The organism is Helicobacter pylori FD535, assembly GCF_000296015.2.
GTDB classification, from domain to species: domain Bacteria; phylum Campylobacterota; class Campylobacteria; order Campylobacterales; family Helicobacteraceae; genus Helicobacter; species Helicobacter pylori_CT.
Genome location: NZ_AKHP02000036.1, coordinates 17568 through 31967 on the forward strand (window position 1 = coordinate 17568; position 14400 = coordinate 31967).

Below are 14400 nucleotides of genomic sequence, written 5' to 3' on the forward strand. Positions count from 1 at the left end.
TCAAAAGAGGGTTTTGATGCAAGAAGCGTTGTTGCGTTTTCAAGAGGGTTTTAAGGAGTGGGGTTATCTTATTTTGTTTTTATATTCTTTAGGGGGCGGGTATGTGGGGATTGTCATCGCTTCTGTTTTGAGTGCTACCACGCACGCTTTAGATATAAAAATAACCATTCTTGTCGCTTTTTTAGGGAATATGGTAGGGAGTGGGGCTCTTGTAGTCTTTGCTCGCTATCAAAAAAGAGAGTTTTTAAAGTATTTCCAAAAGCATAGAAGAAAGCTTGCTTTAGCGAGTTTGTGGGTGAAACGCTACGCCTTGCTCATGATTTTTGTCAATAAGTATTTGTATGGGATTAAAAGCGTTGTGCCTTTAGCGGTTGGTTTTAGCAAATACCCTTTAAAAAGATTTTTATGGCTTAATGTTTTTTCCAGTTTTTTGTGGGCGTTAATCGTGGGGAGCGTTTCTTTTAAAGCGAGCGATTGGGTGAAAACGCTGTATGAAAGGCTTTCTCATTACACTTCGTTTTTTGTCATGAGTTTTGTTCTTATAGTGCTTTTAATATGGTTTTTATTGAAACGATATTCGCGCAAAATGGGTTTTTAAGCAAGATGTTTAATTAAATGCGCTAAACTACGCCCACAAGCATTCGCTAAAAGTGGGTGCGTTATATCTTTAAACACAAGGATTGGAATATGGGAAAAATTGGTATCTTTTTTGGGACAGACAGCGGGAACGCTGAAGCTATCGCTGAAAAAATCAGCAAGGCTATTGGTAATGCCGAAGTGGTTGATGTGGCTAAGGCTTCTAAAGAGCAATTCAATAGCTTTACAAAGGTTATTTTAGTCGCTCCAACCGCCGGTGCGGGCGATTTGCAAACAGATTGGGAAGACTTTTTAGGCACGCTAGAATCGAGCGATTTTGCGAATAAAACCATTGGGCTTGTAGGCTTGGGCGATCAAGACACTTACAGCGAAACTTTTGCGGAAGGCATTTTCCACATCTATGAAAAAGCTAAATCCGGCAAAGTGGTAGGGCAAACTTCTACTGATGGTTATCATTTTGAAGCTTCTAAAGCGGTAGAAGGAGGTAAATTCGTGGGTCTTGTGATTGATGAAGACAATCAAGACGATCTCACTGATGAGAGGATTTCAAAATGGGTAGAACAAGTTAAAGGTTCTTTCGCTTAATTTTTTATAAGCCCTAAGTTTTAGGGCTTTTTTAAATTTCTTTTTATATCTTTAATGCTAGAAATAGACAACCAAACCCCGCTAGAATCAGACTTTTTATTATTAGAAAAAATCGCAAATGTTTTAGCCCCCACTCAAATCATTGAGCTTATTTTGGTGAGCGGTGAAACCATGCGAGAGATTAACAGGGATTTAAGGGGTTGCGATTATTCTACCGATGTTTTGAGCTTCCCTTTAGAAGCGATTCCTCACACCCCTTTAGGGAGCGTGGTGATTAATGCGCCATTAGCTCAAACTAACGCCATGAAATTAGGGCATAACTTAGAAGAGGAGATCGCTCTTTTATTCATTCATGGGGTGTTGCACTTGTTAGGCTATGACCATGAAAAAGATAAGGGCGAACAACGCCAAAAAGAGAGCGAACTCATTAAAGCGTTTAACTTGCCTTTGAGTTTGATTGAACGGACACAGGATTAATTTTAGATGGCTCTAACGCTGACAAATAAAGCTTTTAATTTTTAAGAAAGGGTATTTTTAAGATTTGAAAAAACGCTTTTGGGGATTTTTCAAAGCCCTTCATAATAATACGACTGCGTGATGCCTTTAATGAAAGTTAAGGGATCGTTGATATGAGAACTCAAATGTTTTTTTAAAAGCGTTTTGATTTCCAAATCATTCACAGGACTCCTTTCCATAGCGCTCAAATAAGCGGCTTTATCAATCCTATCCCAAAGCACGATTTTTTTCAATTCCTTTTTAAGCAACAAATCAAGCCATATCCTGGTCGCTCTGCCATTACCCTCCAAAAAAGGGTGAGCGATATTCATTTCCACATATTTTTCTATGATTTGATTGAAATTATTTTGCGGCATGCTCTCAATTCTGGGTAAAATCAAATCCAAATACAAGCAGTTAGCGAACCTGAAATTCCCTTTAGAAATGTTTTTATCCCTGATTTTCCCAGCAAATTCATACAATCCTTCAAACAAAAACCGATGGATTTCTTGCAAGCCCTTGATCGTGCCTACTTCTATGGTGTCAATCAGACCGCTTTGGATCAAATGCTTGGCTTTTTCTAAACTCTGCCTGTCTAAATGCATCGCGCTTATTTTTTAAGAGTGTAATTTTTAGAGGCGCATTTTTTTCACGCTCTTTTGGCATGCTTTGATAAACGCTCCCCTAACCCCCTTTTTTTCTAAAACGCTCAAGCCTTCAATCGTTGCGCCTTTGGGGGTGCAAATTTGCTCTATAATCATTTCGGGGCGTTCTTTTTCTAACAGCTTGGCAAAGCCTTTGAAACTCATTTTCACCAATTCTAAAGAATCTCTAGCGTTCAAGCCCTCTCTAATACCGGCATCTTTTAAACTGCTCGCTACCAAGCTTAAAAACGCGAGCGCGCTCCCGTTTGTCGCCACGCTGGAATCAACCTGCTCTTCATTGCCCACTCGCACGCAATTCCCAAAACTCTCAATAACACTCAAAGCCTTTTGGCTTATTAAGGGCATGGGCGATTTTTCACACACCGCTGTAGAAGAAAGGGCGAACTTGCTCGCAATATTGGGCATGCATTTTAAGTAATGTAAAGAATTTATCGCATCGCTTAAAGCTTCAAAACCCACGCCAGCTAAAGCGCTCAAAACGCTTTTAGCTTGCCCTTGATAATTAAAATCCTTAAGGTTATAAGGCTTAAAAAGTAAAAACACGAATTTTTGGTGTATATCAATAGCGTCTTTATAGGGAATGATGCGCGCTTGAATGTTTTTTTCTTGTAAAAAGGGGGCGATTTTTTCAGGGTTTCGCCCAGTAACCTCTAAAATAAAACGCTTGGATAAAGTTTCATGAGAGCCTTCTAAAATCGCTTGAGCCATATTCCCATAGCCGATGAATTGTAAGATTTCCATGACGCACCCCTTTTTAAAACCCCATGATGTAATTGATATAGAAAGTATAAAGCCTCCTGTAGCTCACATCAGCCCCGGCGCTATTCAAATACGCTTGATTGATGAGAGGCACTTTGATTCCAAATTCCACGCTCTTTTGGCTGATGACCCCTTGATTGTGGAATTTCTTAGCAAAACGCTTAAACTCCGCAAAGTTGGTGCGCACCCCAAAATTCAGCGCCACTTGAAAATTCGTTGAATGGATGTCATTAGCGTTCCCCCAATTGTCAATGATTTGTTGCCTTAAGGAGCTAAGCCAGGTTGCACCGCCCAATTGGACCCCAGCAAATAGCCCGAAATTCAACGCTTTAGTGTTGTAAGTCCTCCTGAATAGATTCCATAAAAAATCCGTGCCTACCCCATAAGCAAAGATATTCGCTTTCACGCTTTGATTGGCTAGGCCTATTTCACTAAAGCCGTAATCAAAGAAAAAATAATGCCTAAGGCCCAATTTTCTCGCTTTACCAAAGAAGTATTTATAGCCCAAACCAACCCCTAAGCCATTGCTCATGCCGTGTTGGGTGCTTTTAGCGGCCACATACTGGCTTAAAATGGGTTGAGAGCCGTAGTTATTGGCTTGATTTTGCGCGTTTTGAACTTGATTTCTGGCGTTAATCATCGCATCAATGAGTTTTTGTTGCACCATAAAGAATGTTTTATCCCCTAAAAGCTGCCGTAAGGTTTGCGAGAATGACTGAATGGTGGTGGTGTTAGAAGTGATTTCTTGGAGCAAGGTTAAAATCGCATTAGGGCTAATATCGTTTTGCAAGGCTTGAAACCCTTGAGAAATAGCGCTCGTAATGGCTTGAAAAGCGCTTGTAAGACTAGTAGATACACTATTATTATTATTATTTTGGATAAACCCGGCGGTTTTAATGAATTCGGTGAGCAAATTAATTAAATTGTTCGTATCGCTCACCCCATTTGTAGGGATTGCCCCTAAAAGGTTGATAAGCCCACCGGTGCAAGTAGTGCCGCTACTGCTATTACACAAATTACTGAGACTGCTGCTATTACTTTTTAACGCTTCAAAGAATTGTTTTAAGCCGCTTTCAACGCCTTTATTATTCCCAGAGCTGGCGATAATGTTGGCTATTTTTTGGGCGTCATTATAGACTTTTTGTAAGTTGCTTTCATTAGTGGTTGCGGTGGTGGCGTTTTGTTGTTTGTTGGGGGTGTAGCAATTACTCGCTCCATTGCTCCCGTTAGTGCTATTGCATGGCGTATAGCCGTTATTACTGCCACTATTGCTACTACTATAAGTCCCTAATTTCCCATCACTGGCGTCTGTGAGCATTTGGTAGGCTGTGTTGATTTGACTGGTTCCATTTCCATTACCCCCATTATTTCCACCACTACTAAAACTTTTAAGAGATGAAATGATGTTATTGAGCAAACCATTACTAGTGAGCGTGATTTGTTGGACATTGTAGGTGATGCTGTTCCCACCACTGCTCCCACTTTGAGTTGTCGCTTGCGTTTGATACCCTAAAGCGCTTTGTAACCCGCTGTAATAAGCCTTAGAATCCGACCACTGCTGATAGCACCAACTTGTTGTGCCATTACCGCATGCGTTATTATTGCTTGCTGCCCCGCTTGTTTGCTGGGTTTGTTGGCTTTGATTAATTAAAGCGCTCATGTCTGTAGGCACTTGCTGGTTAATGGTGTTGATGAGCTGGTAGAAATTCGCTCTCAATTGGATGCGTAAATCTTGGTTATTGTTGGCTGTCATCTCTTGCGACTGACTCCCATTAGTGTTATAAATCGCATTCGCCCAAGCTTGGATATTACTTTCTTGATTTTGAAAAGCGCTTTGAATGCTTTGTTGGAAATTATTGACATTTTGCAATACGGCATTTAAAGCTCCCATCACCGTGCTGTTAGGGGATTGAGTGGTTGTCCCACTGCTTTGATTGAAATTAGCCGTTTTAGCTTCTTCTTCACTATTCACCACCACCATCGCTTTTAGTTTGGGAGCGTTGCTTTTAGCTTGAGTGTTAGTGGTAGTCCCACTAGTAGAGCTTAAAATATTTTGCAATTGGGCGTTCCCGCTGATACTCAAACCCCCTGAAGAGCTATTGCATGAGCTTGTCCCGGATCCGGATTGTGCCCCATTAGTGCATAAGATATTGGCGTTTTTTTGCAAATTAGCTTCTGAAGTTTTTAAAGAGTTATAAACGCTCCACACTTGAGAGACAAGGTTAAAAGAATTCACGCCGATCTGCTCTTTGCCCCCTATGGTTTGGATTTTGGAGGTAGCGAATAAAGAATTGTCAAAACTGCTGGTGGAACTTGTGGAGCTTGTGGCTGAGCATGAAATCCCGCTAGAAGCACCGCTAGAAAGGCTTCCGGTAGCGCTTGCGCAATCATAGGCGCTGATGTTTTGCCCTTGAGCGTTGGTTACCGTGCCGATTTGGTAGTTGTTAGAAGTGTTTTTGAGCAGGTTTTTAGGCTCAGTAAAACTGATCCAAGAAATTTGTTTTAAAGCGTTATTGTATTGTTCTATCGTGCTTTCATAGGCTTGGAAATTCAAAGCGTTGTGCAAGTTGTTTAAATTATAGGTGGTGTTGTTGATCGCATTGTTGTCTAAAGTGTTGATAGCCACGCTTTGGAGTTTTTGAGCGATGGCTTGGACTTGCTGGTTGGCTTGGTTATTTGAAGTGGGGGTTGCGGCTAAAGGGGCTAAATTTTGGATGAATTGCTCTAAACACTGGACTTGATTGGCGCAACCATTGGGGTTATTTTGATTGTTAGCGCTTAATCCCCCTTGTAAGGTGTTCATTAAAAGGGTGTTGTTGTATTGTTGTTGGTTATTGCTGTTTGAAGAAGTAGAGCCTAAAATGGAATTAGTGGGATAAAATACGACTTGTCCCGGTGGGTTTAACACCACATGCGTTGAGGTTGTGGTGGGGAAAACCCCTACCCCTAAAGTGTTTAAAGCGTTAACAAGAGCGCTCACATAAGCGGTGTTATCGCTAGAAGCATTCACCGCATCGGTCAGATTGGAGAGTAAGGATTGCGCATAAGTGGTGCTAGTAGTTTTAGTGATGCTGTGTTCAATTTGTTGCAACAATTCTGCCATGGATTGGGCGGTGTTTTGGAGCTGGGCTTTGACTTCTTTGGCGTTGTTGCTGGGATTAAGGCTATTGATAGAGCTAATGATGTTAGTGCTTAGCGCAATGCCTTCATCAAACGCGCTTTGGGTGTTGGAAAGGAGTTTGGCTGTGATTTGTGAAGAGTGGGCTTTTAAGGGATCAGAGCTTCCTTTAAGCCCTATGATTTGTTGGGAAATGTTAGAGATTTGACGGCTGGAATAAAAGTCTTTTCTTTTGCCAATTTGATTTAAGATATTAGAAATGCCCTCTAATTGGTTGCCCACGGTGTTACTCACGCCATAGCCTAAAGCGTCAATGACGCTTTGAGAGCTTAAAGTGATAAGGCCGGTAGTAGGCCCTGCAATATTGATCGCACTTTGAGTGATGCTGTTGATGATGTTTTGATTTTCTAAAAGTTGTTTGTTATTGATAAATTGTTGCGTGCCACCGATTTGATAGCCTACAGACATATACCAGCCATTGTCTTCAGCTAAGAGGGAGCCAATTAAAAAGAATGGTATGAATTTTCTAGCTTTTTTTATCATATTTTTCCCTTATTTTGTTTAATCAAAAGCCTATGTTGTAGCCCACATAAAAACTAAAGGCTCTTCTATACTTCGCTGTAACGCCTTCTGATTGGTAATAGGTGTGATAAAGCACCGGTATTTTAAGGCCAAATTCTATCCCTTGAGAAAAACGAGATCTTTTTTGATGAGCGATTTTGGAAAAATTAGTCCTTATGCCTAAATCAAAAAGGAATTGGAAAGAAGTGTCCTTGGGCTTAAGATGGTTGCCATCCACTTGATCTAAAAAATTCGTTTTCCAGGTTTGCCCTGTAAGTTGGATACCGGCAAAAAAACCGATATCTATCGCTTCAGTCCCTCTTTTTCGGGTAAAAACATTATAAAGAAAGTCTGTGCCTGCTCCATAGCTAGAGAGGGTGGCTTTCACCAAAGAAGATCCTGTGCCAAATTGAGCGTAGCCAAAATCATAAAAACCATAATACCTAAGCCCAAACATGCGCTTTTTGCCAAAGAATTGCTTATAACCCATTTTCACGCCAAAGCCGTTCATGTTATTAGAATTAGAGTTATGCTCCAAAAAATTCCTAGCAAAGCCCATTTGATAGACTTGATTCACTTTAGTTTGCATTTCATCAATCACCCCGCCAATCACTGCTTTAGAGCGATAAAGCCCGTAAGCCATTAAAGTTTTTGCCGTGGGGGAATAGGGGTTGGCTAAGATCTTGTCTATTTGCGCGGGGGTGGGGGCGTTTGTGGCTTGCTCTAGTTGGTTTATGATCACTTTTTGTTCTTGTTGGGCTTGTTGTGGGGTTAAATGATTTTGTGGGGTTTGACTATTAGCGCCATTCAATTGCCCCCCATAGCTAGGCAAGAAATTCAAACCTTTGTTATTTAAATCCAAATAGGGAGCGACCCAATTGGTGATAAAATCCCCATACGCTACGGTGTTATTGAGCAAGCTTTCCCCATAGTTGATCGCATCTTGCATCTGGCTATAGCTTGAAGTGCCTGTCAGTTTAGCGGCTTTATTGGCGAAATTTTGCATGCCTGAAAAAATCATAGAAGCGGTGATGCCATTAGCGATGATATTATCAGCTAAATAATAGACTGCCGAACTAGGGTGGTAGGTGTATTGGCCATTTCCTGATCCAACTGTCGCTCCAGCGGGTAAGTTTTTTAAGGGCGCTTGCGTGGTGTTGCCGTTTTTGGTGTAATAACCCGGGCCGCTAAAGCTTTGGTAGCCTTGTTGGGAATCGCTGCCGTTAGGGGCTTTGTTGTAAGTGAAGCCAAATTGCTTTTCATTGGCTAAGCCCCCTAAAATCCCTGCTTGCATTAAAGCCTGGAAGATGTTTTGGGCGTTTTGGGCTATGGATTTAGCTTCGTTAGTAGCGGTGCATTGGTTTTGAGTGCTGCAAATGGTTTGATTGCTACTTGCTGTGGCTAAGCCGTCTTGTAAAAGGTGTTGCAAGACTTGGGGGCTAAAATTCACGGAATTACCGCTATTAAAAGATTTATTCGTTAAGGTTTGGTTATACCAGAGCGTGGTTAGAGCGTTGGTAATATCATCGTTTAAAGCGTTCATGGTATTGGCTAGGCCCTCAGGTAAGGCAATAACAGTGCTTTGATTGCCAAATTTGACATTAAAGACTTTGGCGTTAGAAAGATTTTCAGGGTTACGGATTAAAGTCTCGCCGATGAGTTGGGTGAGCTTGTTTAAATTATTGACTAAAGATTGCATATCAAAGGTGGCATTGACATTGCCTCTTGGGGGGTTGTTGCCTGTATCGCCATTTTGGGCGTTTTGTTGATAGCCCCCCGCATAGAGCAAACATCTTTTAGAAGGATCAGGGCAGAGCATTTGCATTAAAACCCTGGTTTGTTGGCCCATCGCTTCTAAATAATAGGCTAAAGGCACTGCCGCAGATTCTAGAGCGATAGCGTTTTGGCGGATGTAGGTGGATGCGTCTTGACTGGCGTTAAGCCCTGAGTTATCCACCCTTTGAATGGCCAAAGAAGTTTGATAACTCACCCCCATAAAAAACCCGTCATCTTCTGCCGCTAAGGGATTAAGAAAAAATAAGGGGAGTAGGCCAGAATAGATAAGCCATTTTTTATTAAAAACAAAGTTTTGCAAGGGGTTATCCTTTTCTTTTTAAAAGATTTGAGCTATCCTAAATTTTATCTTATTTATTGCTTAAGTTTAATGGTTAGTCGCTTAATTGTTGATTAAAAAGGGCTATTTTAGGCGCTCAAAATCGTTTCAATAATGGTTTTTGCGCCGTCTTTAGCGATTTTTTGTTGCAATTTAGCGCTGATAGTGGTGAGGTTTTTATTGCCTTGATCGTCTTTTTGGTTGAGCTTTCTGATGACTTCAAAGAGTTTTTTAGGCAATAATTCGTTTTGAGGCACGACATAGCATAGGTTTTCTTTTTCAAATTCTAAGACATTGTAATACTGGTGGTTATTGCTCGCAAAAGGGTAGGGGATAAAAATCGTGGGTAAGCCATTGGCGCACAATTCCCACACGCTGCTAGCACCCGCTCGGCTCACGCACAAATCCGCCTTGCGCATGACTTCTGTGATGTTGTTGTGGAAAGCGAACAATTCTATCTTGTCCAACAGCCCTAATTCCTGGTAAAAAAAACGCATTCTTTCATGGGCGTCTGAGCCGCAAATATGCGTGATTTTAATCCCTTGTTTGGTGAGTTTGGGAGCGTTTAATAAAGCGAATTCATTGATCGCTTTTGCCCCTTGCGAACCGCCTAAAAATAAAATGTGCTTGATTTCAGTCCGAGTCCTGGCCAAATCAAAAAAAGCGTTTTGCACGGGATAGGAGGTTAAAACATGATTTCCCTTATCTTTAAACGCGTAGCTTGAAAACACCGCCTTAGCTTTGGGGGAAAGGTAGCGGTTAAGAGAGCCTTTAATCGCATTTTGTTCATGGATATAAAGGGGTATGTGATCAAGTAAGCTTGCAAAACTCGCCGGCCCTGCACTAAACCCTCCCACGCTAATGGTGTGCGTGATCTGGTGTTTTTTTAAAATCTCTTTGGCTTTGAAAGTCGCTTTAATTTGCAAGAATAAAGAGCCTATTTTTTTAAAAAAGCTTTTATTGACCACGCCTTGCGTGTTGAAAAAATAGCGTTCGCTAAACAGGGGGCTGTTTTCAAACCATTCCTTATCCTGCCCATAAGTGGAGCCTAAATAAATAGCCTCTATGCCTTGCTTTTCTAATTCTATGGCTAAGGCTTTAGCGATAGAGAGATGCCCCCCTGTGCCTCCCCCTGTAAGAGCGAATTTCATGCTAAAAACCTTAAGCTCGTTCTCTTTCTTGAATCACAAAGCTTTTTAAAGGGTCTCTAAAGCCAAAATCCGGATAATCCATCATAGAAAGCGCCACTTGAGCGCCAAAGCCATTTTTGGAATTAAACACCAAAGGGGCTAAGAAATTAACCATAGAATCTTCTAAATTTTTTTGCAACACGACCACGCAATACACCTCAACTTTGGAATGAGAATCTAATTCTAGCAGCAATTCTATGTATTTGGGTATCACAAAGCTGTATTCCCTCAAACAATAAGGATTCACTAAAACCATATCCAACGCTATGGGGGAATTGGTTTGGCCAATTAATCGGCTGAATAAGGAATCAATTTTTTCCAAACGCACTTCATGGATATGCTCAAATCCTAAAATAGGGGCTTTTAAAAAGTAATTCACTGGACTATCCTTTTTAATTTAAATGCTTTGTTGTATAATTTTGAAAAAATACGCAACAATTAAAAGCGTAAAAGCAAAAGGCGTTCCAAATTCAACTATTTTTAAAGAACGCTCTATTTTAGGATAATAATAATAATGAAACAAGAACCCACCACCTACCAACCCCAAGAGATAGAAAAAAAGATTTATGAAATTTGCTCTCATAGGGGGTATTTTGAAATTGATGGCAATGAAGCGATCCAAGAAAAAGGCAAACGATTTTGCTTGATGATGCCCCCTCCTAATGTGACCGGTATCTTACACATAGGGCATGCCCTAACTTTAAGCTTGCAAGATATTTTAGCGCGTTACAAACGCATGGACGGGTATAAGACTTTGTATCAGCCCGGGTTGGATCACGCCGGCATTGCGACGCAAAATGTCGTGGAAAAGCAGCTTTTAAGTCAAGGGATTAAAAAAGAAGACTTAGGGCGTGAAGAGTTCGTTCAAAAGGTGTGGGAATGGAAAGAAAAGAGCGGTGGAGCGATTTTAGAGCAAATGAAGCGTTTAGGCGTGAGCGCGGCCTTTTCTAGGACTCGTTTCACGATGGATAAGGGCTTGCAAAGAGCGGTTAAATTGGCGTTTTTGAAATGGTATGAGAAAGGCCTCATCATTCAAGATAATTACATGGTGAATTGGTGCACTAAAGATGGGGCATTGAGCGATATTGAAGTGGAGTATGAAGAGCGTAAGGGGGCGTTGTATTATATTAGATATTATTTAGAAAATCAAAAAGATTATTTAGTGGTGGCTACCACGCGCCCTGAAACTTTGTTTGGCGATAGCGCACTTATGGTCAATCCTAATGATGAGAGGTACAAGCATTTAGTGGGGCAAAAAGTGATCCTGCCTTTAATCAATCGCACAATCCCTATTATCGCTGATGAACATGTGGAAATGGAGTTTGGCACAGGGTGTGTGAAAGTTACCCCTGGGCATGATTTTAACGATTACGAAGTGGGCAAACGCCACCATTTAGAAACGATTAAAATCTTTGATGAAAAAGGGATTTTAAACGCGCATTGCGGGGAGTTTGAAAATTTAGAGCGATTAGAAGCTAGAGATAAGGTCGTAGAAAGATTAAAAGAAAACGCCTTACTGGAAAAAATAGAAGAACACACGCATCAAGTGGGGCATTGCTATCGTTGCCATAATGTGGTAGAGCCTTATGTGTCTAAGCAATGGTTTGTCAAGCCTGAAATCGCTCAAAGTTCTATTGAAAAAATCCAACAAGGTTTAGCGCGATTTTACCCTTCTAATTGGATCAATAATTATAACGCTTGGATGAGGGAATTACGCCCTTGGTGTATCAGCAGGCAATTGTTTTGGGGGCATCAAATACCGGTATTTACTTGCGAGAATAACCACCAGTTCGTAAGCCTAGATGCTCCCTTAAATTGCCCTACTTGCAAGAGCGAAAAACTAGAGCAGGATAAAGATGTGCTAGACACATGGTTTAGTTCAGGGCTATGGGCGTTCTCTACTCTAGGGTGGGGGCAAGAAAAAAGCGGTTTGTTTAATGAAAACGATTTGAAAGATTTCTACCCTAACACCACGCTCATTACCGGGTTTGACATCCTCTTTTTTTGGGTGGCCAGGATGCTTTTTTGCAGCGAATCGCTTTTAGGCGAATTGCCCTTTAAAGATATTTACTTGCACGCCTTAGTGAGGGATGAAAAAGGTGAAAAAATGAGCAAATCTAAAGGTAATGTGATCGATCCTTTAGAAATGATAGAAAAATACGGTGCGGATAGCTTGCGTTTCACTTTAGCCAATTTGTGCGCTACGGGCAGGGACATTAAGCTTTCTATTACGCATTTAGAAAATAACAAGAATTTTGCCAACAAGATTTTCAATGCGGTGAGTTATTTGAAGCTCAAACAAGAAGCTTTTAAAGACAGGGAGCGTTTGAATGAATACCAAACGCCTTTAGGGCGTTACGCGAAATCGCGCTTAAATTCAGTGACTAAAGAGGTTCGTAACGCTTTAGATAACTACCGCTTTAATGATGCGACGACTTTGTTATACCGCTTTTTGTGGGGGGAATTTTGCGATTGGTTCATTGAATTTTCTAAAGTGGAAAATGAAGCGATAGACGAATTAGGGAGCGCATTAAAAGAGGCTTTAAAACTCTTGCACCCTTTCATGCCCTTTATCAGCGAGTCTTTATACCACAAGCTCAGTAACACCCAACTAGAAAACACGCATTCTGTCATGGTCATGCCTTACCCTAAAGAAACAGAACGAGATGAACCATTAGAGCATGAATTTGAAGTGATCAAAGATTGCATTGTGTCTTTAAGGCGTTTAAAAATCATGCTAGAAACCCCACCGATTGTTTTAAAAGAAGCGAGCGTGGGATTAAGAGAAGCCATAGAAAACACAGAGCGTTTGCAAACTTACGCCCAAAAATTAGCGAGGTTAGAAAAAGTCAGCGTGATTAGTTCTAAGCCTTTAAAAAGCGTGAGCGATGTGGGGGAATTTTGCCAAACTCATGCGAATTTGGAAAATCTTGATTTAAGCCCGCTCGTTGCGCGTTTAAAAAAGCAGTTAGAAAAATTGGAAAAAGAAAAACTAAAACTCAATTTGCACAATGAAAATTTTATCAAAAACGCACCTAAAAGCGTGCTAGAAAAAGCGCAAGAGAATTTAAAAACGCTTTTAGAAAAAGAAAGTAAAATTAAGCAAGAATTGGACTTGTTAGAACAACCATAATCAAAGGATAGAAAATGTTTCAAGCATTAAGCGATGGGTTTAAAAACGCGCTCAATAAAATCCGCTTTCAAGATGATGAAAAAGCGCTAGATCGGGCGTTAGATGAATTGAAAAAAACGCTTTTAAAAAATGATGTGCATCATAAAGTGGCTAGAGAATTGCTCAAAAAAGTGGAAAGTCAAACGAAACTTAATGGCATTGGCAAGCAGCAATTTTTAGACGCTTTAGAAAAGAGTTTGTTAGAAATTTTAAGCGCTAAAGGGAGCAGTGGTTTTACTTTCGCTCAAACGCCCCCCACCGTGGTTTTAATGGCAGGTTTGCAAGGGAGCGGTAAGACAACCACCACCGCTAAACTCGCTCATTATTTAAAAACCAAAAATAAAAAAGTGCTTTTATGCGCATGCGATTTGCAACGCCTAGCGGCAGTGGAGCAATTAAAGGTTTTGGGCGAACAGGTGGGCGTGGAAGTTTTTTATGAAGAAAATAAAGGCGTGAAAGAAATCGCTAACAACGCTTTAAAAAGGGCTAAAGAAGCGCAATTTGATGTTTTACTCGTGGATAGCGCGGGGCGTTTAGCCATTGATAAAGAGCTTATGCAAGAATTAAAAGAAGTTAAAGAAGTCTTAAACCCCCATGAGGTGCTGTATGTCGCAGACGCCTTGAGCGGGCAAGATGGGGTCAAAAGCGCGAACACATTTAATGAAGAAATAGGCGTGAGTGGGGTGGTGTTAAGCAAATTTGACAGCGATTCTAAAGGGGGTATCGCTTTAGGCATCACTTACCAATTAGGCTTACCCTTGCGTTTTATTGGGAGCGGGGAAAAAATCCCTGATTTAGATGTGTTTGTGCCTGAAAGGATTGTGGGGCGTTTGATGGGGGCTGGAGATATTATCTCGCTCGCTGAAAAAACCGCTAGCGTTTTAAACCCTAATGAGGCCAAAGACTTAAGCAAAAAACTCAAAAAAGGGCAATTCACTTTCAATGATTTTTTAAACCAAATTGAAAAAGTGAAAAAATTAGGCTCTATGAGTTCTCTAATCTCTATGATTCCAGGTTTAGGGAATGTGGCAAACGCGCTAAAAGACACGGATTTAGAAAGCTCTTTAGAAGTGAAAAAAATCAAGGCTATGGTCAATTCCATGACCAAAAAAGAGCAAGAAAACCCCGAGATTTTAAACGGCAGC

The 14400-nt window shown here is 40.9% G+C and carries 11 protein-coding genes; 5 read left to right on the forward strand and 6 right to left on the reverse strand.

All coding sequences use genetic code 11. The annotated features are described in order from the left end of the window. Window positions 1-16: 16 nt before the first annotated feature. The 3 genes from DV63_RS14205 (at window position 17) to ybeY (ending at window position 1659) form a co-directional block, all read left to right on the forward strand. On the forward strand, window positions 17-598 hold the full coding sequence (locus DV63_RS14205) for a DedA family protein (protein ID WP_017179780.1): 582 nt from the start codon (window positions 17-19) through the stop codon (window positions 596-598). An 89-nt stretch (window positions 599-687) separates the two neighbouring features. After that, window positions 688-1182, forward strand: coding sequence for a flavodoxin (locus tag DV63_RS14210; RefSeq protein ID WP_000516081.1), 495 nt, complete (start codon window positions 688-690; stop codon window positions 1180-1182). Window positions 1183-1236: 54 nt separating this feature from the next. Beyond that, the gene (ybeY, locus tag DV63_RS14215) at window positions 1237-1659 is read left to right on the forward strand and encodes an rRNA maturation RNase YbeY (RefSeq protein ID WP_000889551.1); all 423 of its coding nucleotides are present in this window, start codon (window positions 1237-1239) and stop codon (window positions 1657-1659) included. Between the two features lie 89 nt (window positions 1660-1748). Here ybeY and fic read toward each other — a convergent pair whose 3' ends face one another. The 6 genes from fic to fliW all read right to left on the reverse strand — a co-directional run bounded on the left by fic (window position 1749) and on the right by fliW (window position 10462). Continuing rightward, window positions 1749-2282, reverse strand: coding sequence for a protein adenylyltransferase Fic (fic, locus tag DV63_RS14220; protein ID WP_000549886.1), 534 nt, complete (start codon window positions 2280-2282; stop codon window positions 1749-1751). Window positions 2283-2309: 27 nt separating this feature from the next. Next, window positions 2310-3083, reverse strand: coding sequence for a pyrroline-5-carboxylate reductase (proC, locus tag DV63_RS0209375; protein ID WP_000404558.1), 774 nt, complete (start codon window positions 3081-3083; stop codon window positions 2310-2312). A gap of 13 nt (window positions 3084-3096) precedes the next feature. Continuing rightward, window positions 3097-6762, reverse strand: a complete 3666-nt coding sequence (hopL, locus tag DV63_RS14225) for a Hop family outer membrane protein HopL (protein WP_000591263.1) — start codon at window positions 6760-6762, stop codon at window positions 3097-3099. A 22-nt stretch (window positions 6763-6784) separates the two neighbouring features. Continuing rightward, entirely contained in the window at window positions 6785-8875 is a 2091-nt protein-coding gene (hopI, locus tag DV63_RS14230; RefSeq protein WP_001179026.1) for a Hop family outer membrane protein HopI, read from the reverse strand. Between the two features lie 107 nt (window positions 8876-8982). Continuing rightward, entirely contained in the window at window positions 8983-10044 is a 1062-nt protein-coding gene (gene murG, locus DV63_RS14235) for an undecaprenyldiphospho-muramoylpentapeptide beta-N-acetylglucosaminyltransferase (RefSeq protein WP_000666607.1), read from the reverse strand. Between the two features lie 10 nt (window positions 10045-10054). Then, on the reverse strand, window positions 10055-10462 hold the full coding sequence (gene fliW, locus DV63_RS14240; protein WP_001105838.1) for a flagellar assembly protein FliW: 408 nt from the start codon (window positions 10460-10462) through the stop codon (window positions 10055-10057). Window positions 10463-10597: 135 nt separating this feature from the next. Between fliW and valS the strand changes: the two genes are divergently transcribed. Beyond that, on the forward strand, window positions 10598-13216 hold the full coding sequence (gene valS / locus DV63_RS14245; RefSeq protein WP_000808158.1) for a valine--tRNA ligase: 2619 nt from the start codon (window positions 10598-10600) through the stop codon (window positions 13214-13216). A 14-nt stretch (window positions 13217-13230) separates the two neighbouring features. Continuing rightward, window positions 13231-14400: signal recognition particle protein (gene ffh / locus DV63_RS14250; RefSeq protein ID WP_020982439.1), on the forward strand; the 1170-nt coding region annotated here is incomplete at its 3' end.